Source organism: Streptosporangium sp. NPDC049644 (genome assembly GCF_040675205.1).
Classification (GTDB): Bacteria; Actinomycetota; Actinomycetes; order Streptosporangiales; family Streptosporangiaceae; genus Streptosporangium; species Streptosporangium fukuiense.
Map to the genome: position 1 here is coordinate 1 of NZ_JBFAOJ010000063.1, position 25,174 is coordinate 25,174.

The window sequence follows — 25,174 nt, forward strand, 5'->3', positions numbered from 1 at the left end:
CGCCCCCCCCGCCCGGCGGCCGGCGGCGCGGGCCGCCCCCCGCCCCCCGCGCGCCCCCCCCCCGCTGCCTCCCGCCGGGCGCTGTCCGCCGGGACCGAAGCCCGGGCGACGGCCCGGGACGGTGTCTCCGGGTCTCCGGGTCTCCGGGCCGGTCGGGCTCGGCGCGCATCTTCGAGCCCCGGCCGACGTACCGGGTAGCGCCCTCACCCACCTCGCGGGCACTTCCGCGCCGTCCCACACCGTCTCGCACGGCTCCGTGCCGGCCCGCATGGGCGCGAGCGCGGCGCGCGGACGACGCCCGGGCGGACGGGGTGAACCCCGATGGGCCGGGAACCGTGGGGCCGCGCTCACTCTCCCCATGCAATTTCGGACGGCTTTCTGCATAGCGCAGAAACTCCCTTTTAAGCATGTCCAATATCGCCTGACGCCCATCGTCGGCACCCGATACTTCGCGAATGCCGCAAAGGTGCTCGTGCAGGCTTCCCATTTCAGAGTTTTCCGCGAGGTGCCGTCAAGGCGCCAGCCGGCGTGGCCGTCGAAGAGCGTCACGATGAGATCGATTTTCCCGGGGAAAAGCGGGCGGCTCGCTTCCGCCGAGGATGCGGCCCCGCGGGCGCGTGCCGCCACGACGGTTCCGGCAAAACCTTGTTCTGCCAGGGCTTCTGTCGTCGCAGCCAGAGGGGCGTCTGCGGGCTCGTGCGGGGGCACAGCCGTGACTTAACCCCAAAGGCACTGACATATCATGAGTACTTCACGTAGCACCTAGTATGTCAATAGTGGGTGCGCGCTATGAAGAGTAGAACTTGACGACCTTTGAACAAGGCGTTTACCGTTCCTGGCGGACGGTATTCATTTCCGGCGTCTCACGCCCGGTTTCCAGAGTGGGGGGAGTGACTCTTGATGGCATATCCAGAAGTGGATTCTCGCCATGGCGACAGCCCCCTGGGCATGGGTGATATCGGTCTCAGCGACGACGACCTCGTGCTGCTGGCTGAACTCGCCAAGGGTGTCACCGTCGACAGGGTGGGCCGCCGCCTCGATATCAGCGGCCGGACCGTCAGGCGCAGGCTCAGAGGCATCTGCGACCGCATCGGTGTCGCCACGGCGATCGAGGCCGTGGCCTGGGCGGCCCGCCGCCGCCTGATCTAGGCCCTTCCCTTGGGGCTTCGCCCACTGCGGTCGGGTGGCGTCTCGCCGCGTTGTCGTCGGCCACCGCACCCGCGGGGCACGAGTCCCGGGGGCGCGACTCCGGGGAGCACCGCCCGACCGGCCCTCGGCAGGGCAGGGTTCGCCGGGCAGGAGCGGGCGCGCTCCTGCCGAGGGCCGGTCGGCTCGGCCGCTCAGTCGGCGATCCGCACCCCGCCGGCGAAGGGCCGGTTGTCGATCGTGGCGATGTGGATGACGTCACCCGTCCGGGGCGCGTGGACCATCAGGCCCGCGCCGATGTAGATCCCGACGTGGTGCAGGTCGCTGTAGAAGAAGACCAGGTCGCCTGGGCGCAGATCGTTTCTGGAGATGTGGGTGCCCGCGGTCCACTGGTTGCCGGTGTAGTGCGGCAGGCTGATGCCGACCTTCTGGTAGGCCCACATGACCAGCCCGGAGCAGTCGAAGGAGTTGGGGCCCTCGGCGCCCCAGACGTACGGCTTGAGTTGCTGGGTGAGCGCCCAGCGGGCCGCCTCCGCCGCCTTGCCGCTGCCCACGATGGGCACGTCGACCTTCACCCGGGCACCCCTGTTGCTGACGGCCCTGGTGCGCACCTCGCTGAACAGGTCGCTCTCGACCCGCGCGACCAGTCGCTCGATCTTGCTGCGCTTGCCATCGATCTCCTCCAGGAGCGCCTTGACCTCCGAGGTCCTCGCCTTGGCGCTGGCCTGTGCCCGCTCGGCGGCCTCGATCGCCCGGCCGACCTGGGCGACCTCCTCACTCTGTTGCTGCTGGAGGGCGTAGTTGGTGGTGGCCTGGTCGAGGAAGGTGTCGGGGTCGGTCGCCTGGGTGAAGGCGAGTCCGGAGTTCAGGCCGCCGGACATGTAGTTGCTCTGCGCGAGGAGGGTGGCCTTGGTGCGCCGGGTCGCGAGCTCCGACTCGCTCGTCGCGAGGGTCTTCTTGGCACTTTCCGCGGCTCGCTGGGCCTGCTTGAGCCTGACCCGTTCGCCGTTGTACTGCTCGGCGAGCGTGCCGATCTCCTCGTGCAGCTTCTCGGCCTGCTTGGCCAGTTGCTGGAGGCTGGGCTCGGGATCCGCCGTGGCCGAGACCAGGGGGGTGCCGAGGGTCATGATGGCGAACGCCAGGCCGATGACCGCCATGCGGCGACTCCGCCTCCGCGGCGCGCGTTCTCGACAGCGGGCGTCGCCGCCCGCGTGCTCTCCTGCGCGGTCGCGCATGCGCTTCACCAACGGGCTCCTCTCCTCGGCCGCCTACCGGGTTAGCTGACGGGTTCGGGCCGGAGGCAGCCCTACCGGGTGCGCCGGTGGCACTCGGATTCACCCCGAAGGACGTGGTGGGTCCCCGGTTCCCCTGGTCGGGAGATTCGGCGGGTCAGGCTTTTTACGTCTCTGACATCGAGCACGGAGATTAGTGCACTCGTGGTTCCTGCTCAACCAGAACTGCGAACTCAGTAGAGGTTTCGCAACTGAAATGTCACGGAAAGATCACATGGCAATATGATCAACATGGCCATTACGCTGCCTTTGCCTTCCTCGCGGTGGTCCCGGCGCGGGTCTTCCCTGGTCCGGGACCGTGCCAAAGATGAGCTGCGACACATCGGAGGCGTCGTGCGCCCAGCGTGGTAAACCAACTACCAAGGGTCATGTGATGCCTTCGGGGCCGGAGTTAAGGATGAGCCGTAATTGAAGGCCGGAGAGGACGTACGCTGATCGGTCATGGAGCAGCTTGCGGAGCATTCTCCCGTGCCGTTCGCGAACCCCGGGAAAGAAGGGGAGCGGCGAACCGGATCCGAGGGAGAGGGGCGGGAATCACCCGCTCCCGGCGTCACCCCGGCGGTCACGGTCCGTCGCGCCCGCACCCCGGACGTCCGCGCCATCAGGCGGCTCGTCGACACCTACGGTGGAGCCGGCCCGCGCCTGCTGGAGAAGGCCACCGTCACCCTGTACGAGGACATCCAGGAGTTCTGGGTCGCGACCGACGCTGAGGGGATGATCCTCGGTTGCGGGGCGCTCCATGTCCTCTGGGAGGATCTTGCCGAGATCCGGACCGTTGCCGTCGATCCGACCCGCCGGGGGATGGGAATCGGCCATCGGATCGTCTCGGCGCTCATCCGCACGGCCGCCGAACTGGGGCTGCGCAGGGTCTTCTGCCTGACCTTCGAGGTCGACTTCTTCGCCCGGCACGGATTTCAGGAGATCCAGGGCACGCCCGTCGCCCCGGAGGTTTACGCCGAACTTCTCGCCTCCTACGACGAGGGCGTCGCGGAGTTCCTCGATCTGGAGCACGTCAAGCCCAATACCTTGGGAAACACTCGGATGCTGCTGCACCTGACACACGAGCCCGACTCTGATGACTTTAGAGATGACTGACTGGAAAGGTGACTGTTGATTCCTATGTCGATACCTTGTGCAGCAGCAAGCATGTGCGTCTGACATTTGCCACATGCGCAGTCTAAGTGAGGTGACGCGGTGAGCACCGGACAGCCGCCGTATCCGCAGGATGATCCCGAGCGCAGTCGCACACCTTCGGGACAGCCGGATTACGGACAGCACAACCCGGGTCGAGCCCCTGGCGAACTCGACCCCGACGTGACGATCATGGGATATCGGTCGGAGGGGTCGCAGCCGAACACCGGCCCGGGGGTGGCCCAGCCCGGCTACGGCCAGCAGGGTTATGGCCAGCAGCAGGGTTATGGGCAGCAGCAGGGCTACGGTCAGCAGCCCGGTTACGGTCAGCAGGGGTACGGACAGCAGCAGTCGTACGGTCAGCAGGGCGGGACGGACATGTACGGCCAGCAGCAGGGCTACGGTCAGCAGGGCGGGACCGGCGCGTACGGTCAGCAGCCCGGCTACGGACAGCAGGCGTCCCACGAGCAGTCGGGCTACGGTCAGCAGCCCGGCTACGGGCAGCAGCCCGGCTACGGGCAGCAGTCGTCCCAGCCGGGTTACGGCCAGCAGCAGTACGGTCAGCAGCCCGACTACGGTCAGCAGCCCACCTATGGGCAGCAGTCGTCCCAGCCGGGTTACGGCCAGCAGCAGGGGTACGGCCAGCAGCCCGACTACGGCCAGCAGCCCGGCTACGGTCAGCAGCAGCCCGCGTACGGACAGCAGCAGGGGTACGGCCAGCCTTACGGCGGTCCTCCCGGCGCTCCCGCTCCGCTCGCCGAGTGGTGGCAGCGTCTGGTGGCGCGGATCGTCGACGGAATCATCCTGGCGATCCCGACATTCATCATCAGCGGGGTGCTGACCGCCATCCTCGTGACGTCTCCCGGTTTCAACCTTGAGACGGGCGTCGTCACGGAGGGGAGCGGCGTCTTCCTCGCGGGTCTGCTCAGCTCTCTGATCGCCGCGGCGATCTACTTCGCCTACGAGTTCTTCATGATCAGTAGGGGTGGGCAGACCGTCGGCAAGATGGTCATGGGCATCAAGATCGTGCCCGTCGGCAGCACCCTGCCGCCGGGCGGGCTCAGCTCCGACGTCGCGCTCAAGCGCGGCGGTGTGTTCTTCGGTCCGCAGTTCCTGAGCTGGATCCCCGTCCTCGGCTGGATCGTCAACATCTTCAGCCTCGTGAACGTGCTGTGGCTGCTGTGGGACAAGCCCCTGCAGCAGGCGCTGCACGACAAGGTGGCCGGGACGGTCGTCGTCAAGATCAAGTAGTTCCGGGTAAATCGGGGCCGGCGGTTGAACCGTCGGCCCCGATTTCGCGCTCGGACGAGAAAAACGGGGATCGTTAGGGGCGGGTAACCGCCTCGGCCACGGAAGCCACGGAAGCCACGGAAGCGTAAAAATCATTTGCCGCGCCTTGGTTGGCGCGGGGGGACTTATGATCGGGCCCCGGCGCGGCGGAATATTCGTGTTTGAGGCCGACAAGGGGCTCAGGAGAGCTCACAAGCCGCTATGAGACGCCAATGCCGGTTCTGCCCTCGCCGAGGGTTCGCACGCCAGTCATCGAATGGCGGGACCGGCCCGCCTCCGGCATCCCCGGGGACGGCCCGCGGGTTTCTCTCCTTCACCTTCCGTCGCGCGTTCAGGGTCTTCTCGCGGAGCTGGATCACCGGGTGTGCGGTGTTGCCTGGGTTGTCCGGTGAGCCCATCGTCTTTGGTGGTTATACGGTCTACGACTATGTACTCCACGCCGGAGTGGGTCGTACTCTTGGCAAGAAAGCGTTGAAGATCCGTCTTGTTCCGCAGGCTTGCGTCGCATCGGCTGCCACCCGGGTGATGAAGCGGGCCGCTCTCCATCCGGATGTTCCACCGGCGGTGGACATTCTCGCGATGAACCCGCCCGCGGTGATCTCCGGTTCCGTGACAAGGCGTTGTTCATCCCGGCGGGCAGGCTCTCCCACCAGGAGCTTCGCCCCTCCGAGGCCGGTGGCGCGGGGGCCGGAGAGCGGGCGGGCATTGGTATTTCCGAAGGCGACGGTGATCACCTGATCGTCCTGTCGGTTTTTCCCTGCGGCTTTACGACTGCAACCGGTAAGGCGGCTGGAGAGAAGCATTAGGCTGGAGAGTGACGGGCATGGTCGCCCCTGCTGACACACGTCGCCGTCCGGTGGCGCTATGGTCATCTGTGGGCGGTTCCAGACTGAACGGGCGGACACCCGCGTGGCTCGGGAGTCGTCGCCAAATTTTCATGGTCTCCAGAAAGCCACCTAGCGGTACGGAGCGAGGACGAATGTACGACGTATTGTCCGCGTTGATACCTCCGGCGGTCGTCGGCGGAGCCTTCATCTTCGGAGTCGTCAAGCTACTTCGGAGTGAAGCCGCCGGTCGCCGGCCAAAACAGTCCGACCCGGCCGAGTCGCAGAACAGCTGATCCACCGGAGCGCCGACTGAGAGTGTCTCGGTTGCCTGTGAGAATCGCCGGGCTCCTGGAATTGCCGCTCTTCGATCGCGGGTATATGTTTAGCTTGCGAATGAAACAATACTCCGCGAAAGGATTGTGTAGATGGCCAAGCAGATCCAGGAGATTCTCATCGACGACCTCGATGGGGGCGAGGCCAATGAGACTGTCGCCTTCGCGATTGACGGCACCAGCTATGAGATTGACCTGAGTGACGTTAACGCGAAGAAGCTCCGCGACTCCCTGTCGCCTTTCGTGCAGAGCGCCCGTCGTTCCGGCGCGTTGGCACCCCGCCGCCGCCGCGCGGGTGGCGCGCGGGCACTCACGCGAGAGAAGAGCGCCGACATCCGGGCATGGGCGAAGTCCCACGGCCTTAATGTCAGCGAGCGCGGTCGAATCGCCTCCAAGATCGTCGAGCAGTACGAAGCGGCTCACTAGATCGGCTCAGTAGATCGAGTGAATCATGCGGTTATGGCGGTCACGGTGGGGTCCGGTGGCGGCCATGACCGCATGATGTGTTTGTCTGGCGGACAAACGTCGTTCGCTTGCGGCGTAGCGGGAACATCCCACCCCCCGTAAGTAGTTGGATGGAGGGTGAACGCCCTGCTCTCGGGGAACGTCTTCTGCATAGAGCGGTCGCCGGGTCGGGGCTACCATGCGGGATGACAGGGCCCGGATATCCCGGACCTGCCTGACCGCTCTGTGAGGAGCGACGAGATGTTCGAGAGGTTCACCGACCGCGCACGGCGGGTTGTCGTCCTGGCCCAAGAAGAGGCCCGGATGCTCAACCACAACTACATCGGTACGGAGCACATTCTTCTTGGCTTGATCCATGAAGGTGAAGGCGTTGCCGCCAAGGCTCTGGAGAGCCTCGGCATCAGTCTTGAAGGTGTGCGTCAGCAGGTCGAGGAGATCATCGGCCAGGGCCAGTCCGCGCCGTCGGGGCACATTCCGTTCACCCCGCGTGCCAAGAAGGTCCTTGAGCTGTCCTTGCGCGAGGCGCTGCAACTGGGTCACAACTACATCGGCACCGAGCACATCCTGCTCGGCCTCATCCGTGAGGGCGAGGGCGTGGCCGCCCAGGTGCTGGTGAAGCTGGGCGCCGATCTCAATCGGGTCCGACAGCAGGTCATCCAGTTGCTCCACGGCTACCAGGGCAAGGAACCGACCGCCGCCGGCGGTCCGGCCGAGGCCGCTCCTTCGACCTCTCTGGTGCTTGACCAGTTCGGCCGCAACCTGACCCAGGCCGCCCGCGAGGGCAAGCTCGATCCGGTCATCGGCCGGGAGAAGGAGATCGAGCGGGTCATGCAGGTCCTGTCCCGCAGGACCAAGAACAACCCGGTCCTGGTGGGTGAGCCCGGCGTCGGCAAGACCGCCGTCGTGGAGGGCCTGTCCCAGAAGATCGTCAAGGGCGAGGTGCCCGAGACGCTCAAGGACAAGCAGCTCTACACCCTGGACCTGGGCGCCCTGGTGGCGGGTTCGCGCTATCGCGGTGACTTCGAGGAGCGCCTGAAGAAGGTCCTCAAGGAGATCCGCACCCGCGGCGACATCATCCTGTTCATCGACGAGCTGCACACGCTCGTCGGCGCGGGCGCCGCCGAGGGGGCGATCGACGCCGCCAGCATCCTGAAGCCGATGCTGGCCCGAGGCGAGCTGCAGACCATCGGCGCCACCACCCTGGACGAGTACCGCAAGCACCTGGAGAAGGACGCGGCGCTTGAGCGGCGTTTCCAGCCGATCCAGGTGGCCGAGCCCAGCCTCAGCCACACGATCGAGATCCTCAAGGGTCTGCGGGACCGCTACGAGGCACACCACCGCGTCTCCATCACCGACGGTGCCCTGGTGGCCGCCGCGCAGCTGGCCGACCGCTACATCAGCGACCGGTTCCTGCCGGACAAGGCGATCGACCTCATCGACGAGGCCGGCTCGCGCATGCGCATCCGCCGCATGACCGCGCCGCCGGACCTCCGCGAGTACGACGAGAAGATCGCCAACGTGCGGCGCGACAAGGAGTCCGCGATCGACGCGCAGGACTTCGAGAAGGCCGCCGCCCTCCGGGACCAGGAGAAGCAGCTCCAGCTCAAGCGTGAGCGCCGCGAGAAGGAGTGGAAGGCCGGCGACATGGACGTCGTCGCCGAGGTCACCGAGGAGCTCATCGCCGAGGTCCTGGCGACCGCCACCGGCATCCCGGTCTTCAAGCTCACCGAGGAGGAGTCCCAGCGACTGCTCCGCATGGAGGACGAGCTGCACAAGCGGATCATCGGCCAGGACGACGCCATCAAGGGCCTGTCCCGCTCGATCCGCCGCACCCGCGCCGGTCTGAAGGACCCGCGCCGCCCCGGCGGCTCGTTCATCTTCGCCGGTCCCTCCGGTGTCGGTAAGACCGAGCTGTCCAAGGCGCTGGCCGAGTTCCTGTTCGGGGACGAGGACGCGCTGATCATGCTGGACATGTCGGAGTTCATGGAGAAGCACACCGTCTCCAGGCTGTTCGGCTCGCCTCCCGGCTACGTCGGATACGAGGAGGGCGGCCAGCTCACCGAGAAGGTGCGGCGCAAGCCGTTCTCGGTCGTGCTGTTCGACGAGATCGAGAAGGCCCACCCCGACATCTTCAACTCGCTGCTGCAGATCCTGGAGGACGGTCGCCTGACCGACGCCCAGGGCCGGGTGGTGGACTTCAAGAACACCGTCATCATCATGACGACGAACCTGGGCACCCGGGACATCTCCAAGGGTCAGGGGGTCGGCTTCGCGAAGAGCAACGACGCCGAGTCCAACTACGACCGGATGAAGTCCAAGGTGCAGGAGGAGCTCAAGCAGCACTTCCGGCCGGAGTTCCTCAACCGTGTCGATGACATCGTGGTCTTCCACCAGCTCACGCCGAAGGAGATCATCCGCATCGTGGACCTGATGCTGGCCCAGGTGGGCCTGCGTCTGAAGGACCGCGACATGGGGATGGAGCTCACGCAGGAGGCCAAGCAGCTGCTGGCCGACCGTGGCTACGACCCGGTGATGGGCGCCCGCCCGCTCCGCCGTACGATCCAGCGCGAGCTGGAGGACACCCTGTCGGAGAAGATCCTGTACGGCGAGCTCCGTCCCGGCCAGATCGTGAAGATCGGGATCGAGGGCGAGGGGGAGAACGCGAAGTTCACCTTCGTCGGTGAGGACGCGCCGGTCGACCGGGTTCCCGACTCGGCCGCCGCCATCGCGGAGCCGATCCAGAACTAGGCCTGCGGGCCCTGGCCGTTGAGGACCGGTCAGCCGGTGCCTCGCCAGGTCGACGGAGGTCACCGCAGCGTGCTGCGGTGACCGGCGACGGCCCGGCGAGGGGTCGTCCGGCCGCGTCGGGCGGAATCCAGGGCGCGGGGCACCGGGTATGGCCTGGTCAAGCGGAAAGGACAGACCCCGCCGTGAGGATACTCACGGCGGGGTCTGTCTATTTGTTACCAAAGAAGGTGTCTCGCCACGATAGGTAGTACTACACTGCGTAGAGCGAGTTCGATAAGTCTTGCCCGAGTGATCCGTGGGTCGCAGTGATCGCGGTGAGATCGGCGTCGAGGTCAGCCTGGCGGCGTACCGGGAAATCAGCTCCGTGAGTGACGCGGAGCCCGGTGGCCGCACGGAATGCTTCGGACGGCCGGGTCGAGCTCCCGGCAGGGAGAGCCTCCGGCTCACGACGCTGGAACACCGGCGTGGGGCGATCGGAGACGCTTACACGGAAGTACTTCTTGGAGGCACGCATGCGTTTACGGCACGAGGACGGGACGCTCGTTCACCTGGCCTACAACGCGGGCGTGCACCCCGCCGAGGACCTGGAGAACCTCATCGCGCACCTGACGAGGTACGCGGTGCCGGTGCGCAAGCGCCTCGGAGTGGAGCGCATGGGCGTCGGCCTCTGGCTCTCCCCGAGCGTCGCCGACCATCTCACCGCGGACAGGATAGAGCTGGTGCGTCTGCGCCGCTCCCTTGAGGAGCGCGGCCTGGAGGTCGTCAGCCTCAACGGAACCGGCGGCAGGAACCAGGAGTCACCCGGTCCCGACTGGGCCAAGCCCGAGCGTTACCGCTACACGATGGCACTCGCCAAGATCCTGGCCTTCCTGCTCCCGCAGGACGTCCGCTTCGGAAGCATCTCCACCATCCCCATCGGCTGGCGCCGCGACTGGCCGGCCGACCTGCACGCGATAGCCTCGCGCCGGCTGGAGCGCCTCGCCCGCGAGCTGCGCGGGCTGTACAGCGTCACCGGAAAGACGATCAGGGTCGGCTTCGAGCCGTGGCCCGGCTGTGTCCTGGAGACCACCAAGCAGGCGCTCGACAGGGTCTCCGGCATCGACTCCGAGCACCTGGGGGTCTGCCTGGACGCCTGTTACCTCTCCGGCGGCGCTGAGGAGCCCGGAGTCGCCCTGCGCGGCCTGGCGGATGCCGGAGCCCCTGTCGTCAAGCTCGGCCACGTGCACAACCACATGGCCGCCGCCTGCCAGGAGCTGCCCAGCACCCGCTCGGTGCTGGAGGACACCCTCACCGCGATGCTCTCCGGCGCGGTGAACGGCACCGCTCACATCGAGGTGGAGACGCACGACCTGGCCGTGCCGCTTCGGGCCAAGGGGCCCGGCGCACTGGTCAACGTGATCGCCGAGGAGCTCGACTGGGCCCGCACCAGCCTCACGGCTCTCGGCCTGCGCCTCGCCGCCTGATCGCCTTCGCCCGCCAGGTCCGCGGCGCGGCGGTGGGAGCCTTCCCCGCCGTGCACGGAGGCCCCGGCGGGAAAGCACCCGGTGGCCGCGAGCGGGACGGCAGGTGCCTTGTCGAGGGCGCGTTCAGCCGGGTAGGCGGTAGGTGCCGTCGTCGAGGACCTCGGCCAGGCCGTCGGAGATCAGGCCGTCGAGGGCGCGCTCTCGCTGCGGGGCGTCGTCCCAGACCACGTCGAGGGCGCCCTTGGGCACCGGGCCGTGGGCCTGGCGCAGTACCGCGAGGAGACGGCCGCGGCACTGACGATCCGTGCCCGCGTAGGTCTGGCCCCTGCGCGCGGGACCGTCGTAGGCGGGCTTGCCCGCCAGGCGCCAGGCGCACAGGTCGCTGACCGGGCAGTCGGCGCAGCGGGCGGCACGAGCGGTGCAGACCAGTGCGCCGAGCTCCATGACGGCGACCGCCCAGACGGGGGCACGGTCGGCGTCGGGGAGCAGCGAGGCGGCGAGCCTGCGCTCGGGCGGCGTGGTGGACTTCGGCGGGTATTCCTCGCCGCTGACGGCCCGCGCCAGGACCCGCCGCACGTTGGTGTCGAGGACCGCGTGCCGGCCCCCGAAGGCGAAGCTGGCGACCGCGGCCGCGGTGTACTCGCCGACGCCGGGAAGCGCCAGCAGGGCGTCGTGCTCCGAGGGGACCTCGCCGCCGTGCCGGTCGGTGATCGCGCGGGCGCACGCGTGCAGGTTCAGCGCCCGGCGGGGGTAGCCGAGGCGGCCCCAGTGGCGCACGGCCTCACCGGGGGCTTCGGCGGCGAGGGAGGCGGGCGTGGGCCAGCGCTCCATCCACTCGGTCCAGACGGGCAGCACCCTGACCACCGGTGTCTGCTGCAGCATGATCTCGCTGACCAGGATCGACCAGGGCGAGGCGCCGGGCGCCCGCCAGGGCAGGTCGCGGGCGTTGCCGGCGTACCAGTCGAGGACGGGTTGGAGTAAGCGGTTCGACTCGGGCACCTTTTGACGATAGTGCGGGATCAGGCCCCCTTGTCCCTCCTTCACCTGCCTTCACCCGCCTTCTGATGATGATCGGTGGCCGAAACGGGGACGGTGGCGGCGGGTCTCCCCCTGTGGCCCGCGAGCACTAACCATACTGTTGGTATGGATCCCGACACGTTCCGTAGCGATATCGGAGCCGACATCTACTGGCGGCGCCGGATGGCCGCGCTCGTCGGTGTGCTCGTGGTGGTCGCCGTCGTGGCGTGGGCCTGCTCGTCGACGAGCAGGCCGCAGGACGCCCGGGAGAAAGGCACCTCGGCCGCCGAGAAGGATGTGCCGGACCCGCTGCTGGCCATCCTGCCGACCGTGACGGTCATCCCCTCGCCGTCCGCGAGCCCGTCCGCGAGCCCGACCCGGGAGCCGAGGGAGAGCAAGGCGGCCCCCAGGCCCCGGCGACCCGGTGAGGCCTGCACCTCCCCGCAGCTCGTACTGAGCATGGAGGGCCAGGGGACGGTCTACCCGCCGGGCATCCGGCCCAGGTTCATCCTCACCCTCGTCAATGTCGGCAAGGTGATGTGCACCGCGGACGTGGGGCCGCGCACCATGGAGGTGCGCATCACCTCCGGTGACGACCGCGTGTGGTCCTCCTCCGACTGCGTCAGCGGCGAGACGGAGAACATCCGCAAGCTCGACCGGGGCATCCCCTATGTCCAGGAGCTGGTGTGGGACCGCCGCAGGTCCGGGAACGACTGCACCGCCGACCGCGTCGCCGCGCGTCCCGGTACCTATGTCGCGGTGGTGCACGCCCCAGGCCTGAGGAGCCGCAAGGCCGTCTTCCACCTTCGCTAGTGATCGTCCACCCGGGTTCACCGGGCCGGTGAACCCGGGGCATCGAAGGGCCGCCTCCGCGAGGCGGCGGCCGGAGAACCGGCCGGGGTTCGCGGCCACTGCCCGCCCAGGCCGCCGGGCGAGGCGTACCGGAAAGGACCCGGGAGCCTCCGCGCTCGGCCGGGGGATTTCTCACACGTAGCGTTCCAGGATGGACGACTCGGCCAGCCGGGACAGGCCCTCGCGGATGTGGCGGGCCCTGGCCTCGCCCACCCCGCCCACCTCCTGGAGGTCGTCGATGCTGGCGGCCAGGAGCTTCTGCAGGCTGGCGAACTGGTCGACGAGGCGTTCGACCACCGTGCCCGGCAGGCGCGGAACCTTGGCCAGCAGGCGGTAGCCCCTGGGGCTCACCGGTGTCTCCAGGGCGTCGTTGCCCGAGTGGCCGAGGATCTGGGCGACCACCGAGAGGTCGAGCAGGTCGGCGGAGGAGAGCTGGTCGAGCTCGTGGAGCGCCTCGGCGAACCTGCGCGGGCGGCGGCCCGTCACGGGCAGGTAGTCGCGCACGATCAGTTCGAGGTCGCTCTCCGTGCCGGCCACGAGCTCGTCCAGCTGCAGGGAGAGCAGGCGGCCGTCAGTGCCGAGCTCCACCACGTAGCCCGCGATCTCCTCGGAGATGCGCCTGACCATCTCCAGCCGCTGGGCGACCACCGCGATGTCGCGGACCGTCACCAGATCCTCGATCTCCAGCGCCGAGAGCGTGCCGGAGACCTCGTCCAGGCGGAGTTTGTAGCGCTCCAGCGTGGCCAGGGCCTGGTTGGACTTGGACAGGATGACCGACGACTCCTCCACCACGTAGCGGATGCCGTCGAGGTAGAGGGCGATGATCCGCATGGACTTGCTGAGGGAGATGACCGGAAAGGATGTCTGCAGGGCCACCCGCTGGGCGGTGCGGTGCCGGGTGCCCGACTCGTCGGTGGGCAGGGACGGATCAGGCATCAGATGCACGGCCGCACGCACGATCCGCAGGTCGCCGGAGTTGAGGACGATCGCGCCGTCCATCTTGGCCAGCTCGCGCAGCCGTGTCGCGGAGAACTCGACGTCCAGCTCGAAGCCGCCGCTGCAGATCTCCTCGACGGTGCTGTCGTATCCGAGCACGATCAGGCCGCCGGTGTGTCCTCGCAGGATGCGCTCCAGGCCGTCGCGCAGGGCCGTGCCCGGTGCGACGGCGGCGAGGACGTCCCTGCGGCGTTCGTCGAGCCCTTTGTACGTTGCTGCCACATGACCCCCGTGGTCTGCGTATAGCGCTCAGCTTACCGGCGAAGGCCCCGCACGGCCCGAAATCATCTGACGACCACGGGCCGCGCTCGCGCCTCAGGTGACGTGGGTGAGGGCGTCCCAGACGTTCTCCGCCTCGACCACGTCGAAACCGGGCGCGAAGGCCGCGCCGCGCCCGGCCATCGGGACCAGGGAGTTGTCGCCGTTGCGTCTCTTGCCCACCTCCAGGGAGCCCGCCGGGACCAGTGCCCGGGTGAAGCCCAGCCGCGCGGCCTCCGACAGGCGGCGCCGCACGTCGCGCACCGGGCGCAACTCCCCTGCCAGGCCCACCTCGCCGAGCACCACCAGGCCGGCGGGGAGTGCCTTGTCACCGGCCGCGCTGGCGACCGCCAGCATCACGGACAGGTCGACCGCGGGATCGCTGAGCTTGATCCCGCCGACGGTCGCGGTGAAGACGTCGCACCCGCCCAGCTTGGCGTTGAGCCGCCGTTCCAGCACGGCCAGCACCATCGTCACCCGGTAGGTGTCCAGCCCCGAGGAGGAGCGGCGCGGCTGCTGGGCCTCGGTCCTGGCGACCAGTGCCTGGACCTCGGCCGGCAGCGGCCGGGTGCCCTCCAGAGTGACCGTGACGCACGTGCCGGGCACCGGGTCGGTGCGGTGTGAGACGAACAGGCCGCTGGCGTCGGTGATGCCCTCGATGCCGCTCTCGTGCAGGTCGAAGCAGCCGACCTCGTCGACCGGGCCGTACCGGTTTTTGATCGCGCGGACCAGGCGGAGGCGGGAGTGCCGATCGCCCTCGAAGTGGAGCACCACGTCGACGAGGTGCTCCAGCGTGCGGGGACCGGCGATCGAGCCCTCCTTGGTGACGTGGCCGACCAGCACGGTGGCCATGCCGCGCTCCTTGGCCAGCCGCACCAGGTTTCCCGCGACCTCCCTGACCTGGGTCACCCCACCGGGCACGCCGGTCGCCTGGGCCGAGCCGATCGTCTGCACCGAGTCGACGATGAGCAGGTCGGGCTGGACCTTCTCGACGTGTGAGACCAGCGCGCCCAGCTCGGTCTCCGCGGCCAGGTAGAGGCGGTCCTGGATCGCGCCGATCCGGTCGGCCCTGATCCGCACCTGGGCGGCCGACTCCTCGCCCGTGATGTAGAGGACGGTCTGCTGCCGGGCGATCTTGGCCGCCGCCTCCAGCAGGAGAGTGGACTTGCCGATGCCGGGCTCACCGGCCAGCAGCACGACGGCCCCGGGCACCAGGCCGCCGCCGAGGACCCGGTCGAGCTCGGGCACCCCGGTGCCGCGCGCGTGCGCCACCTCGGCCTTGACCTGGCCGATCGGAACCGCCGGCGCCGACACCGCTCCGGCGGAGGCCACCCGCGCACCCGCGGGCGCCGTCTCCTCCTCGACCGTGCCCCAGGCCTGGCACTCGCCGCAGCGCCCCACCCACTTGGCCGTCTGCCACCCGCACTCGGCACAGCGGTAGCCACCAGCCTTCTTCGCCATGGCCGCACGTTACCCGTAGGACCCGACAACTTTCACCCGGCGGGGGCGTCGTACCGGATGGAAGTCGTCCGGGGAGGCGCCGGACGGTCCTTCGGACGTGCCGTCAGATGTGGCCTTCGAGGTCGGCCAGGAGCAGGCGCTTGGGCTTGGCGCCCTTGATCTGCCGGACCACCTCGCCGTCCTTGTAGAGGTTGAGCGTCGGCAGGCCGAGGACGCCGTACCTCGCGGAGATCTCGGGGTAGTCGTCGGCGTTGAGTTTGGCGATCGTGAGGCGGTCGCCGTACTCGGCCTCGATCTCCGCCAGGACCGGCGCGATCATCTTGCACGGCCCGCACCACTCGGCCCAGAAGTCGACCAGGACCGGCTTGTCGCTCCGCAGCACCTGCTCGTCGAAGTTCTCGCTGGTCAGTGTGATCATGGTTTTCCCGCTTTCCTCAGTACGCATCCTGGGCAGGCGGTGGTCAGCTGTGCCGCCACCTCCGCCCTCCGGGTGAGAAGCGCACGGATCTCGTCGTCGATCTGGGCCAGCTTGCGCTGGTAGACGGCCACGGACTCCGGGCACGATCCCCCCGAGGCGTGCCCGGCCCGCAGGCAGGCCACGAACGGGCGGGCGTCCTCCAGGGTGAAGCCGACGGCGAGCAGCGACCGGATCTCGGAGACGAGTCGCAGGTCGGTCTCCCCGTACTCCCGGTAGCCGTTGGCCGAGCGCCGGGCCGTGATCAGTCCCTGCTGCTCGTAGTAGCGCAGTGCCCGGGTGCTGACACCCGCCCGCCGCGCCAGCTCGCCGATCCGCATCCGGTCCTCCTCATGACCCGACGATAAACCTTGACATCAACGTCAAGGTCAAGCCGGTGTCCCGTTGTTCCTCCTCGCGCCCGGCCGGCGGGCTGATGGCCGCGGGACAGGCTCAGAACCGCCTCCAGCGCAGCAGGTTGGGGTAGGCGATCTCCAGGCCGGGGGTCTCGGCGATGGCGAGGTCGGCGACCGGGGGGGTGAACTCGATGCGGAGCACCGCCTCCAGGTCGGCGCGACGCTCGAAGCACATGCGCAGGTCGAGTTTCTCCACCTGCCAGCCCTGACGGTTCCAGAAACTCTCGACGGCCTTGGCCGAGTACGCGGGGATGGACTGGCTGAACCAGCGGCCGAAGGCGCCCCGGGTGGGGTCGATGTCGATCACGAAGGCCGCGCCGCCGCGTCGCGTCACCCGGGAGAGTTCGGCCAGGCCGGGTTCGCAACCGGGGCCGAAGAAGTAGGCCCAGCGAGCGACGGCCACGTCCACGGAGGCGTCGGGCACCGGAAGCGCCTGGGCGGTGGCGGCGTGGATCTCGACGTTTCGCAGGGCATGGCAGCGGCGCCTGGCCAGCCGTACGAGATCCTCGTGCGGTTCGACGCCGATCACGCGGGCGGCGGTGGCGGCCATGGCCGGCAGGTGGTAGCCGGTGCCGCAGCCGATGTCGAGGACCGTCGCCCCGGTCCACGAGCGGACGGCGGCCATCGCGGCCTCGGCGCGCCCCTCGGGATCCACCGCCCGGTTCTCCAGCTCGTAGGTCTGGGGGGTGTTCCAGATGTTGGGGCTGGGGATGGCCCCCTTGGCGAACCTCGGCATGCCCTTACCGTAGTGACTCCTCCGTCTCGGTGAGGAGAGCGGTTCCTCATCCCCCCTCGAACGCCCGGCGGTCTCCTCGCCGGACACGACGATGTGATCTCGGTCGCGTCGGTGGTGGCGGACAGCACTGCTCGCCGGACCCGCTTAGGCTGGCAAAGGTGAGCGACATGAGCGAGCGGGCCGGTATGCCCAGCGGTGTTCGCCAGGGTGTGCTCCGAGCCGGAGACGAGGAAGCGGTATGAGCGTCCGTGTATCCAGCGCGAAGATCGCGCTGTCCACCGCGTCGGTGTATCCCGAACGCACCCCCGATGCCTTCGAGTTGGCCGCGCGTCTGGGATACGACGGCGTGGAGATCATGGTGGGCGCCGACCCCGTGAGCCAGGACATCGACGTCCTGGAGCGCCTGTCGGACCACTACCAGCTGCCGATCCTGGCCATTCACGCGCCGTGTCTGCTGGTGACGCAGCGGGTGTGGGGCAAGGACCCGTGGGCCAAGCTCCAGCGCGCGCAGCGCGCCGCCGAGCGGGTCGGTGCCAGGACCGTCGTGGTGCACCCGCCGTTCCGCTGGCAGCGCGACTACGCGCGCGACTTCGAGCTCGGCCTCGCCAGGATGCGTGAGGAGACCGACGTGGTCTTCGCGGTGGAGAACATGTTCCCGCTGAGGGCCAGGGGCAACGAGGTGGTTCCCTACTCACCCGACTGGAATCCGGTCGACTACGACTTCCCGCAGGTCACGCTGGATCTGTCGCACACAGCGGTGTCCGGGTCCGACGCCATGGAGATGTTCACCAAGCTCGGCGACAGGCTGGCCCACCTGCACCTGGCCGACGGCCTGGGGGTGTCGAACAAGGACGAGCACCTGGTTCCCGGGCGGGGCGGCCAGCCGTGCGCGCCGATCCTGGAGCGGATGGCGGGCAACGGCTACTCGGGGCTGGTCGTGCTGGAGATCAACACGCGCAAGGCCGCCAGCCGCACCGAGCGGATCGACGATCTCGCCGAGGCGCTGGCCTTCGCCCGGCTGCACCTCGCCGCGTCCAGCAACGTATGAGCGAGCCCGTCGTGAGCACGCCGTCCGCGAACGGCTCCGCCCAGGACGGGGCCGGAGCGGTCAGAAGGCGCCCGGGGCGCAGGCCGGGGTCGGCCGACACACGCGGGCAGATTCTCGCGGCGGCGCGCGAGACCTTCGCGGAGAAGGGGTTCGACAGGGCGACCATCCGGGGCATCGCCCGGCAGGCGGGGGTGGATCCGGCACTGGTCCACCACTACTTCGCCGGCAAGGAGGGGATGTTCGTCGAGGCGATGGAGCTGCCGATCGCTCCCGAGAGCGTCGTCTCGGCCATCCTGGCGGGGCCGCGCGAGGAGGTCGGCGAGCGGCTGGCCCGGTTCATCCTGACCATCACCTCGGACGACGGGGCCCGCCAGCCGCTGCTGGCGCTGGTCCGCACCGCGATGACCAACGACCAGATGGTCGTCATGATCCGCGAGTTCATGACGCAGGCGCTCCTGGCCCGGGTCGCGGAGGTACTGGGAGTCCCGCCGATCCGGATGGAGGCGGCCTTCGCGCAGCTGTTCGGCGTGGTCCTGGTGCGCTACGTGCTCAAACTGGAACCGCTGGCCTCGGTGGACATCGAGGAGCTGGTCGAGCTGCTCGCTCCCACGATCCAGCGCTATCTCGACGCGCCTTCCTAGCCCCGGCGGCATGTAGAGCATTGTTCTGGGAACGGTGTTGACCGTAAGGTGGCCACGGCCGCCGTCCGCCTCGGCTTGAAGTTAAGTTACCGATGAGTAGTATTTATGGTGACCCGTCGTCAGCGTGGATGACAGGCAGTCGTACGCTGTCAGCCAACGTCGTCTGTGGGAGGACCCGTGCTCTGGGTAGCGATTATCGGGCTGGTCATGACAATCGTGGCGCTCGCGCTCGCCGCGCGCCGCGTGTTGTTCCTGTACAAGCTCGCCACCATCGGGCCGGGCGCGCCCGAGCGCGTCGAGTACGCGAAGAACAACCTCGGTGAGGAGCTCAAGGCACAGCTGGTCGAGGTTTTCGGGCAGCGGAAGCTGCTGAAGTGGACGGCGTCCGGTATCGCGCACTTCTTTGTCATGTGGGCGTTCCTCATCCTGGCGACCGTCTACCTTGAGGCGTACGGCGCGCTGATCCAGGGGGCCGTCACCGGAACCCCCGACTTCCACATCCCCCTCATCGGGACGTGGCCGATCCTGGGCTTCCTGCAGGACTTCATCGCGGTCGCGGCGCTGCTGGGACTCATCGCCTTCGCGACCATCAGGATCAAGAACGCTCCGAAGAAGCTGGGCCGCAAGTCCCGCTTCTCCGGGTCGCACCTCGGCGGCGCCTGGCTCGTCCTCTTCATGATCTTCAATGTGATCTGGACGATGTTCCTCTTCCGCGGCGCCGCGGCCAACACCGGCAACCTGCCCTACGCCTCGGGGGCGTTCGCCTCCGACGCGACGGCCGCGCTGCTCCGGCCGCTGGGCGAGACGGCCAATGAGGCGATCGAGCACGTCGGCCTGCTCCTGCACATCGGCGTCATGCTGGTGTTCCTGGTGATCGTGGTGAACTCCAAGCACCTGCACATCTTCACCGCGCCGATGAACGTGGCCTTCTCCCGCCGCCCGGACGGCAACGGCGCGGCCCAGCCGATGCGGATCGACGGCAAGGTCGTCGACTTCGAGGACGAGGACCTCGACGGTGACCGGCTCGGCCGGGGCAAGATCGAGGACACCACCTGGAAGGGCTTCCTCGACTTCTACACCTGCACCGAGTGCGGCCGCTGCCAGTCGCAGTGCCCGGCCTGGAACACCGACAAGCCGCTGTCGCCGAAGATGCTGATCCTGGACCAGCGCGACCACGCCTTCAAGGTGGCGCCGTACCTGATGGCCACCCAGGAGCAGCGCGCCGACCTGCACGAGGACGTGCTGGCCCTGCTGGAGAAGCCGCTGGTCGGCGAGGACGGCGTCATCCACCCCGACGTGCTGTGGTCCTGCACCAACTGCGGAGCCTGCGTCGAGCAGTGCCCGGTGGACATCGAGCACATCGACCACATCCTCGACATGCGCCGCTACCAGGTGATGGTGGAGTCCAACTTCCCCTCCGAGGCCGGCGTCATGGTCAAGAACCTGGAGAACAAGGGCAACCCGTGGGGGATGTCCGAGATGAAGCGGGCCGACTGGATCGAGGAGCTCGCCGGCCGCGAGGTCGACCCGATCGAGGTCCAGCTCCTCGATGACAAAATGGACGAGGACACCGAGTACCTGTTCTGGGTCGGCTGCGCCGGCGCGCTGGAGGACCGGGCCAAGAAGACCACCAAGGCGGTCGCGGAGTTGCTGCACGTCGCGGGTGTCAAGTTCGCGGTGCTCGGCCCGATGGAGGCGTGCACCGGTGACCCGGCCCGCCGCCTGGGCATGGAGTTCCTCTTCGACATGCTGGCCAAGCAGAACATCGAGACGCTGAACGAGGCCGGGGTCAAGAAGATCGTCGCGACCTGCCCGCACTGTTTCAACACCCTCGCCAACGAGTACCCGCAGCTGGGCGGCACCTACGAGGTGGTGCACCACACCCAGTTGCTGGCCAAGCTGGTGGACGAGGGCAAGCTGATCCCGGTCACGCCGATCGAGGAGAAGATCACCTACCACGACCCGTGCTTCCTCGGGCGCCACAACAAGGTCTACTCCCAGCCTCGCGACATCATGGCCAAGGTGCCCGGTGTGCAGACCCAGGAGATGCACCGTCACAAGGACCGCGGCTTCTGCTGTGGCGCGGGCGGCGCGCGGATGTGGATGGAGGAGCGGCTCGGAAAGCGCATCAACACCGAGCGGGTGGACGAGGCGCTGACCACGGACCCGGACACCATCTCCACGGCCTGCCCGTTCTGTCTGGTCATGCTCGGTGACTCGATCAACGAGAAGAAGAACGCGGGCGAGGCCAGGGAGACGCTGGAAGTCGTCGACGTCTCCCAGTTGCTGATCAAGTCGATCAAGGGCCAGCCCGTCGAGACATCCTGACGCCCGATGAGCGAACGTCAGGCGCGGCATTTTTTCTCATGTCGTGCCTGACCTGCGGTCAAGATCTCATGAAAAGGACGTAAGGTCCAAAAACCTTCCTTTCACATAACGGTCAAATCACGGTAACCTCAACGTCGCGTAGCTCATTCAACGGGGAGGGGGCTTGACGATGCCCGCCGTCGTCAGCGATGCCGAGGTAACCCTGGCCGATGTTCTCTCATTGAGGCTGGCCGTCGACGAGCCGCTGGCCGACGGTACCGAACTGGTCCTGCGCAACCGGGCCACTGCGGTCGAGAGCCGGGTGCCGCTGGGGGCGCCGGGCGTACGGGTGCGCGAGGCGGCGCTGGCGGTCTCGCTCGCGCCGCTGGAGCTGGGACCCGGCCGCTGGGACACCTACCTGCAGCAGGGCTCGTCGCGCACCCGGCTGCGCAGCGTCGACCCCGGGTTCTCCCTCGACCACCTGGACGCGTACGCGCTGAGCCGCCGCACGCTGGCCTACCGTGCCTACCGGACCCGTAACGGCTTCCTGGCCCTGAAGATCGACGACGCCCGGCCGGCGGCCGAGGTCCGTTCCGTCTGGTTCAGGGAGGGGCGCTTCGAGGTCACCGGGCTGCTGGCCTTCACCGGCCTCGACGACGACGAGGCCCGGCACGAGGCGCGGCTCGCCCTGCGCCGCAGTCGGCCGGACGCCGAGCTGACCTCTGTTGCAACGGTCCAGGGCGTGCGCTTCCACGCCGCGCTCTCACTCTGCGACGTGCTCGCCGCGGCTCCCGACCAGACCGGTACCTGGGAACCCTCGCTGCGGGTACGCGGCGTGGACACACCACTCCGGCTGGGCTCCCGGCTGGACGACGTCGACGGCAAGCGCCGCCGCCTGCACTATCCCGCCGCCCAGATCGACGGGGTGCCGATCCGTCCCTGCTACACGGCGGACGACGAGCTCAGGATCGAGGTCGGCGGGTGAGGATCTGCCTGCTCGTCCCATCCGTCTACGGTATGCGTGGTGATACCCGCTCGGTGGTCAACCTCGCGGGAGAGCTGGCAGAACGTCACGACGTCGAGATCATCAGCGTCCGCCGCCAGCGGGAGAAGCCGTTCTTCCCGGTGGCGCCCGGTGTGAAGCTGTCCTGGGTGGTCGACGCCCAGCCGGGGGTACGGCATCTGCTCCCGCGCGGCCAGATGCGCACCGAGGTCGCGCTCTGGCGGCGGTTGCGTGGCCTGAAGGCCGACGTGCTCATCAGCACCCGCCCCGGCCTGAGCGTCCAGGTGGCCAGGCACGCGCCGCGTGACGTCGTGCGGGTCGCCCGCGAGTGGGGCCGCCCGCCGGTGCCGGGGCCGATCAGGAGGTTCTATCCGCGCCTGGACGCGGTAGCCGTCGCCACCGAGTCGAGCAGGCAGGAGTGGAACCGCCTGCTGGACGGGAACGTCACGGTCGACGTGATCCCGGACGCGCTGCCCGCCGGGCCGTGGCCACGCTCGCGGATGGACAACCGCATCGTCGCCGCGGGCGGTCGCCTGGTCACGGTGAAGGCCCACGACCGGTTGATCCGCGCGTTCGCCGCCGTCGCGGGCAAGCGCCCCGACTGGCGGCTGCGCCTGTACGGCGGGGGGCCCGAGGAGAAGCGCCTGCGGGCCCTCGTCGGTGCCCTCGACCTGCACAACCACGTCTACTTCATGGGCACCACCTCCGATCTGACCGGCGAGTTCGCCAAGGCCTCGATCGTGGCGACCACCTCCAGGACGGAGGTGCTCGGGATGACCGTGATCGAGGCGATGGCCAGCGGGGTGCCGGTGATCGCGTTCGACAGCCCGCGGGGAGCGGGCGAGTTCGTGGCCGACGGGCGGAGCGGGGTCCTGGTCGCCGAGGGGGAGGGCGAGATCGAGGCGTACGCGTCCGCGCTGCTCGCGCTCATCGACGACGAGCGGCGGCGGCGGGAACTCGCGGCGGGGGCGTTGGAGGCCGCGGCGGTCTACGGCGCGGGCGCGGTGGCGGGTCACTGGGAGAAACTGATCGCGGCTACATCCCGCTGTGCCTGACACGGGTACCGTTGGGACATGCATGGGTACAGCGGTGACAAGCAGGCTTATCTGACCCGGTTACGGCGGATCGAGGGGCAGATCAGAGGTCTGCAGCGGATGGTCGAAGAGGACGCCTACTGCATCGACGTGCTGACCCAGGTGTCCGCCGCCACGCGGGCGCTCCAGGCGGTGGCGCTCGGCCTGCTCGAGGATCACATCGGTCACTGCGTCGCCGACGCCATCAACATCGGGGGCCCGGAGGCGCAGGAGAAGGTCAAGGAGGCGTCGGCCGCGATCGCCCGTCTCGTCCGTTCGTGACTAGTCACATGACTATTTTTTCCGACCACGTCCCGGACCCCGTTACAGGGTCCGGGACCGGGTCTTGAAAACGGTTCCTCCGGTGGCTTCAGCAGACAGCCGAAGCACTCAACCCGAGCGCGTTGTCGAGCTCCACCAAGGTGAGGGGCCGTTCGCTGATGGCGACGGCGGACAGCACCTCGGCATAGAGCGCGATCTCGTCCAACGCGACACGGTCGTGGACTCTAGAGTCCAGGTCGTCGTGCCCCACCGCGTCGTCCTTCCTTCCGCAGCCCACACCCACTTCGAGGTTACGGCGGGCGGTCATCGGTGCCCATGGCCCATCGGGACCATTCCTCGCCCCGCCCGGCACGTCCTCAAGGAGGATCATTTCCCGATTACGAGATCACAATTCAGCTAATTGTCTGATGCGTAGGGGCCTAGAAGGATATAGGGAGAGTAAGGATGAAATAACTCTATTTGTGGTTTAAGCATACTGGTATGTGTCAGAAGTGACGTGGATAGGTTCCCGACACTCCTGGGACGGGGTCGTCCCGCTCGTGTGTCAGCCGGTGCACGACGGCCGAGGCCGTCGTGAAGCCGCGCTCGGGTATCTCGGTCCCGGTGAGACGGCACCACGCGAGCCCGGTGGCGTAGGCGGCGCCGAGCAGGGCCGCGGCCGAGGCCCGGTCCGGCGGGTGGAGCGCGGAAGGCAGCTCGCCCGAGCGCGGCCAGCAGCCCCGCAGCGGGTGTGCGGCGTCGGTGAGCACCACGTGCAGGATGTGCCGCAGCTCGGGATCCAGCCACGGGTAGAGCCCGTCGGCCACCCGCGGCGCGAAGGCCGCCAGGTCGGCGGCGAGCAGCGAGGCGGCCACCGCCCGTGGGTCGGCACCCATCGGGGCGAGGAAGCCCAGTGTCTGGACCAGGTCGTAGACCATGTGCTGGAAGTGGTCGCCGGGTGAGGCGTCGGGCAGCGTCAGGTGGGCCGGGCAGCGCGAGAGCCACGCGTGGCGCACCACCTCGTCGCCCTGGTGGGCGATGACGGGGTCCTGGCAGGCCCGGCGGAGCAGTGGTTCGATCATGGCCAGCAGGGCGTCGGCGCGCGGCCCGAATCTCGGGTCGCCGCGTACCGCGGCGGCGGTGTCGGCCATCAGCGCGACCAACCGCAGGCCCGCCTCGGGGTGCCCCGCCCTGACCCGCTCGCCGTACAGCGCGACCAGCTCGCCCAGCGAGGTGGGCGGCAGCCAGCGGACCCACTCGTCGCCGGGCAGCGGGCGGGCGAGGAACTCCCCGAACATCGACAGCAGCACCTCGTTGCCGTCGAAGGCGGGGGCGTAGGCGCACCACATGAGCGTGCCCCAGATCGCGGCGACCGGGCTGGCCACCTCTCCGGCGAAGAGCCGGGCGAACGGCCCGGTGAGCGGGAAGTCCTCCCTGCGTCTGCCTCGCTGGGCGACGACCAGTTCGCGGACCCGCTCGGTGATCTCGTAGGGCACGTCGGGGCCGACGAACCCCTGGACCGACCCGCGGTCGACGGCGAAGTCGGGGCCGGTCGGGATCAGATGCGGCAGCACCATCGAGGTGATCTGGACGACCTGTGCCGCGGCGCGGAACCCCCGGTCGGCGGGAGGCGCGGTCAGGTACCAGCGGCCGTCGGCGGGATCCTGGCGGTACCACCGGGCGTGGGCACCGAACAGCCAGCGCCCGCCGTCCGGGGTGGCCAGCGTGCGCTGGGCGATGGCCTGGGCCCGTGCGAGCGGCGGGAGTCCCGTCCACCGGTGGTCGGCGACCATGATCCGCACGTCGCGCTCGATGGCGTCGAACCCATCCCACTGCCACATGCCGGTCATCGGCATTCCGGGGCGAGGACCCCTGGCCTCAGCCACGGGCGGGATGCCCCTGCCTCCCTTCGGTCAAGGTGGTGTCCGGCGCCGCGATCGCCAAGCGGGCCTCGCAC

22 protein-coding genes and 1 riboswitch are annotated in these 25,174 nt (G+C 68.7%); of the genes, 13 read left to right on the forward strand and 9 right to left on the reverse strand.

What is annotated here, in order from left to right; translation table 11 throughout:
- Window positions 1-948 precede the first annotated feature (948 nt).
- Window positions 949-1,149 (forward strand): LuxR C-terminal-related transcriptional regulator, encoded by a 201-nt coding sequence (locus AB0J58_RS29275; RefSeq protein ID WP_364221531.1) that lies wholly within the window; start codon window positions 949-951, stop codon window positions 1,147-1,149.
- Between the two features lie 191 nt (window positions 1,150-1,340).
- Here the strand turns inward: AB0J58_RS29275 and AB0J58_RS29280 are convergent, their stop codons facing one another.
- Window positions 1,341-2,303, reverse strand: a complete 963-nt coding sequence (locus AB0J58_RS29280) for an NlpC/P60 family protein (RefSeq protein WP_364221534.1) — start codon at window positions 2,301-2,303, stop codon at window positions 1,341-1,343.
- A gap of 92 nt (window positions 2,304-2,395) precedes the next feature.
- A riboswitch (cyclic di-AMP (ydaO/yuaA leader) is annotated at window positions 2,396-2,543 on the reverse strand.
- Window positions 2,544-2,879: 336 nt separating this feature from the next.
- On the opposite strand from AB0J58_RS29280, the gene AB0J58_RS29285 reads away from it, so the two are divergent.
- The 5 genes from AB0J58_RS29285 (at window position 2,880) to AB0J58_RS29305 (ending at window position 10,694) form a co-directional block, all read left to right on the forward strand.
- Entirely contained in the window at window positions 2,880-3,533 is a 654-nt protein-coding gene (locus AB0J58_RS29285; RefSeq protein ID WP_364221537.1) for an amino-acid N-acetyltransferase, read from the forward strand.
- A gap of 228 nt (window positions 3,534-3,761) precedes the next feature.
- The gene (locus AB0J58_RS29290) at window positions 3,762-4,820 is read left to right on the forward strand and encodes an RDD family protein (RefSeq protein ID WP_364221540.1); all 1,059 of its coding nucleotides are present in this window, start codon (window positions 3,762-3,764) and stop codon (window positions 4,818-4,820) included.
- A gap of 1,291 nt (window positions 4,821-6,111) precedes the next feature.
- Window positions 6,112-6,444 carry an Lsr2 family protein gene (locus AB0J58_RS29295; protein ID WP_012895497.1) on the forward strand — a complete coding sequence of 111 codons (333 nt, stop codon included), beginning with the start codon at window positions 6,112-6,114 and terminating at the stop codon, window positions 6,442-6,444.
- 279 nt (window positions 6,445-6,723) lie between these two features.
- A complete protein-coding gene (locus AB0J58_RS29300; RefSeq protein WP_030905625.1) occupies window positions 6,724-9,231 on the forward strand; it encodes an ATP-dependent Clp protease ATP-binding subunit in 2,508 nt (835 codons plus the stop codon).
- A gap of 512 nt (window positions 9,232-9,743) precedes the next feature.
- Window positions 9,744-10,694 (forward strand): TIM barrel protein, encoded by a 951-nt coding sequence (locus AB0J58_RS29305; protein ID WP_343962239.1) that lies wholly within the window; start codon window positions 9,744-9,746, stop codon window positions 10,692-10,694.
- A 123-nt stretch (window positions 10,695-10,817) separates the two neighbouring features.
- Here the strand turns inward: AB0J58_RS29305 and AB0J58_RS29310 are convergent, their stop codons facing one another.
- A complete protein-coding gene (locus tag AB0J58_RS29310; protein WP_364221543.1) occupies window positions 10,818-11,693 on the reverse strand; it encodes an A/G-specific adenine glycosylase in 876 nt (291 codons plus the stop codon).
- 144 nt (window positions 11,694-11,837) lie between these two features.
- Here AB0J58_RS29310 and AB0J58_RS29315 point away from each other — a divergent pair, with 144 nt between their 5' ends.
- Entirely contained in the window at window positions 11,838-12,524 is a 687-nt protein-coding gene (locus tag AB0J58_RS29315; protein WP_364221546.1) for a hypothetical protein, read from the forward strand.
- Window positions 12,525-12,695: 171 nt separating this feature from the next.
- On the opposite strand, the gene disA is transcribed toward AB0J58_RS29315, so the two are convergent.
- The 5 genes from disA to AB0J58_RS29340 form a co-directional block, all read right to left on the reverse strand.
- The gene (gene disA / locus AB0J58_RS29320) at window positions 12,696-13,781 is read right to left on the reverse strand and encodes a DNA integrity scanning diadenylate cyclase DisA (protein ID WP_364221549.1); all 1,086 of its coding nucleotides are present in this window, start codon (window positions 13,779-13,781) and stop codon (window positions 12,696-12,698) included.
- 93 nt (window positions 13,782-13,874) lie between these two features.
- Complete coding sequence (gene radA, locus AB0J58_RS29325; protein ID WP_343962247.1) at window positions 13,875-15,278, reverse strand: DNA repair protein RadA; 1,404 nt, start codon at window positions 15,276-15,278, stop codon at window positions 13,875-13,877.
- 103 nt (window positions 15,279-15,381) lie between these two features.
- On the reverse strand, window positions 15,382-15,696 hold the full coding sequence (trxA, locus tag AB0J58_RS29330; protein ID WP_343962249.1) for a thioredoxin: 315 nt from the start codon (window positions 15,694-15,696) through the stop codon (window positions 15,382-15,384).
- Window positions 15,693-16,073 carry a MerR family transcriptional regulator gene (locus AB0J58_RS29335; RefSeq protein WP_343962251.1) on the reverse strand — a complete coding sequence of 127 codons (381 nt, stop codon included), beginning with the start codon at window positions 16,071-16,073 and terminating at the stop codon, window positions 15,693-15,695. Before AB0J58_RS29335 ends, trxA begins: the two co-directional genes overlap by 4 nt.
- Before the next feature lie 112 nt (window positions 16,074-16,185).
- Window positions 16,186-16,884, reverse strand: a complete 699-nt coding sequence (locus tag AB0J58_RS29340; RefSeq protein ID WP_364221552.1) for a class I SAM-dependent methyltransferase — start codon at window positions 16,882-16,884, stop codon at window positions 16,186-16,188.
- A 238-nt stretch (window positions 16,885-17,122) separates the two neighbouring features.
- Here AB0J58_RS29340 and AB0J58_RS29345 point away from each other — a divergent pair, with 238 nt between their 5' ends.
- The 6 genes from AB0J58_RS29345 (at window position 17,123) to AB0J58_RS29370 (ending at window position 23,238) form a co-directional block, all read left to right on the forward strand.
- The gene (locus AB0J58_RS29345) at window positions 17,123-17,932 is read left to right on the forward strand and encodes a sugar phosphate isomerase/epimerase (RefSeq protein WP_343962255.1); all 810 of its coding nucleotides are present in this window, start codon (window positions 17,123-17,125) and stop codon (window positions 17,930-17,932) included.
- Complete coding sequence (locus AB0J58_RS29350; protein ID WP_364221555.1) at window positions 17,929-18,573, forward strand: TetR family transcriptional regulator; 645 nt, start codon at window positions 17,929-17,931, stop codon at window positions 18,571-18,573. The genes AB0J58_RS29345 and AB0J58_RS29350 overlap by 4 nt, the downstream gene beginning before the upstream one ends.
- A 177-nt stretch (window positions 18,574-18,750) precedes the next feature.
- Complete coding sequence (locus tag AB0J58_RS29355) at window positions 18,751-20,901, forward strand: heterodisulfide reductase-related iron-sulfur binding cluster (protein WP_364221558.1); 2,151 nt, start codon at window positions 18,751-18,753, stop codon at window positions 20,899-20,901.
- 169 nt (window positions 20,902-21,070) lie between these two features.
- Window positions 21,071-21,865 (forward strand): hypothetical protein, encoded by a 795-nt coding sequence (locus tag AB0J58_RS29360; protein WP_343962503.1) that lies wholly within the window; start codon window positions 21,071-21,073, stop codon window positions 21,863-21,865.
- Window positions 21,866-21,897: 32 nt separating this feature from the next.
- Window positions 21,898-22,938, forward strand: a complete 1,041-nt coding sequence (locus AB0J58_RS29365; protein WP_343962261.1) for a glycosyltransferase — start codon at window positions 21,898-21,900, stop codon at window positions 22,936-22,938.
- Between the two features lie 18 nt (window positions 22,939-22,956).
- Entirely contained in the window at window positions 22,957-23,238 is a 282-nt protein-coding gene (locus AB0J58_RS29370; protein ID WP_030905552.1) for a metal-sensitive transcriptional regulator, read from the forward strand.
- Between the two features lie 88 nt (window positions 23,239-23,326).
- On the opposite strand, the gene AB0J58_RS29375 is transcribed toward AB0J58_RS29370, so the two are convergent.
- Window positions 23,327-23,608: a hypothetical protein gene (locus tag AB0J58_RS29375; RefSeq protein WP_350925654.1), complete on the reverse strand. Its 282-nt coding sequence runs from the start codon at window positions 23,606-23,608 to the stop codon at window positions 23,327-23,329.
- Window positions 23,609-23,723: 115 nt separating this feature from the next.
- Complete coding sequence (locus AB0J58_RS29380; protein ID WP_364221561.1) at window positions 23,724-25,067, reverse strand: hypothetical protein; 1,344 nt, start codon at window positions 25,065-25,067, stop codon at window positions 23,724-23,726.
- Window positions 25,068-25,174 lie beyond the last annotated feature (107 nt).

Bases quoted from the DNA above. Each gene is read 5' to 3' on its own strand.
- AB0J58_RS29275 (WP_364221531.1), top strand. From the start codon at position 949: ATGGGTGATATCGGTCTCAGCGACGACGACCTCGTGCTGCTGGCTGAA.
- AB0J58_RS29280 (WP_364221534.1), bottom strand. From the start codon at position 2,303: ATGGCGGTCATCGGCCTGGCGTTCGCCATCATGACCCTCGGCACCCCC.
- AB0J58_RS29285 (WP_364221537.1), top strand. From the start codon at position 2,880: ATGGAGCAGCTTGCGGAGCATTCTCCCGTGCCGTTCGCGAACCCCGGG.
- AB0J58_RS29290 (WP_364221540.1), top strand. From the start codon at position 3,762: ATGGGATATCGGTCGGAGGGGTCGCAGCCGAACACCGGCCCGGGGGTG.
- AB0J58_RS29295 (WP_012895497.1), top strand. From the start codon at position 6,112: ATGGCCAAGCAGATCCAGGAGATTCTCATCGACGACCTCGATGGGGGC.
- AB0J58_RS29300 (WP_030905625.1), top strand. From the start codon at position 6,724: ATGTTCGAGAGGTTCACCGACCGCGCACGGCGGGTTGTCGTCCTGGCC.
- AB0J58_RS29305 (WP_343962239.1), top strand. From the start codon at position 9,744: ATGCGTTTACGGCACGAGGACGGGACGCTCGTTCACCTGGCCTACAAC.
- AB0J58_RS29315 (WP_364221546.1), top strand. From the start codon at position 11,838: ATGGATCCCGACACGTTCCGTAGCGATATCGGAGCCGACATCTACTGG.
- radA (WP_343962247.1), bottom strand. From the start codon at position 15,278: ATGGCGAAGAAGGCTGGTGGCTACCGCTGTGCCGAGTGCGGGTGGCAG.
- trxA (WP_343962249.1), bottom strand. From the start codon at position 15,696: ATGATCACACTGACCAGCGAGAACTTCGACGAGCAGGTGCTGCGGAGC.
- AB0J58_RS29335 (WP_343962251.1), bottom strand. From the start codon at position 16,073: ATGCGGATCGGCGAGCTGGCGCGGCGGGCGGGTGTCAGCACCCGGGCA.
- AB0J58_RS29340 (WP_364221552.1), bottom strand. From the start codon at position 16,884: ATGCCGAGGTTCGCCAAGGGGGCCATCCCCAGCCCCAACATCTGGAAC.
- AB0J58_RS29345 (WP_343962255.1), top strand. From the start codon at position 17,123: ATGAGCGTCCGTGTATCCAGCGCGAAGATCGCGCTGTCCACCGCGTCG.
- AB0J58_RS29350 (WP_364221555.1), top strand. From the start codon at position 17,929: ATGAGCGAGCCCGTCGTGAGCACGCCGTCCGCGAACGGCTCCGCCCAG.
- AB0J58_RS29360 (WP_343962503.1), top strand. From the start codon at position 21,071: ATGCCCGCCGTCGTCAGCGATGCCGAGGTAACCCTGGCCGATGTTCTC.
- AB0J58_RS29365 (WP_343962261.1), top strand. From the start codon at position 21,898: ATGCGTGGTGATACCCGCTCGGTGGTCAACCTCGCGGGAGAGCTGGCA.
- AB0J58_RS29370 (WP_030905552.1), top strand. From the start codon at position 22,957: ATGCATGGGTACAGCGGTGACAAGCAGGCTTATCTGACCCGGTTACGG.
- AB0J58_RS29375 (WP_350925654.1), bottom strand. From the start codon at position 23,608: ATGATCCTCCTTGAGGACGTGCCGGGCGGGGCGAGGAATGGTCCCGAT.
- AB0J58_RS29380 (WP_364221561.1), bottom strand. From the start codon at position 25,067: ATGACCGGCATGTGGCAGTGGGATGGGTTCGACGCCATCGAGCGCGAC.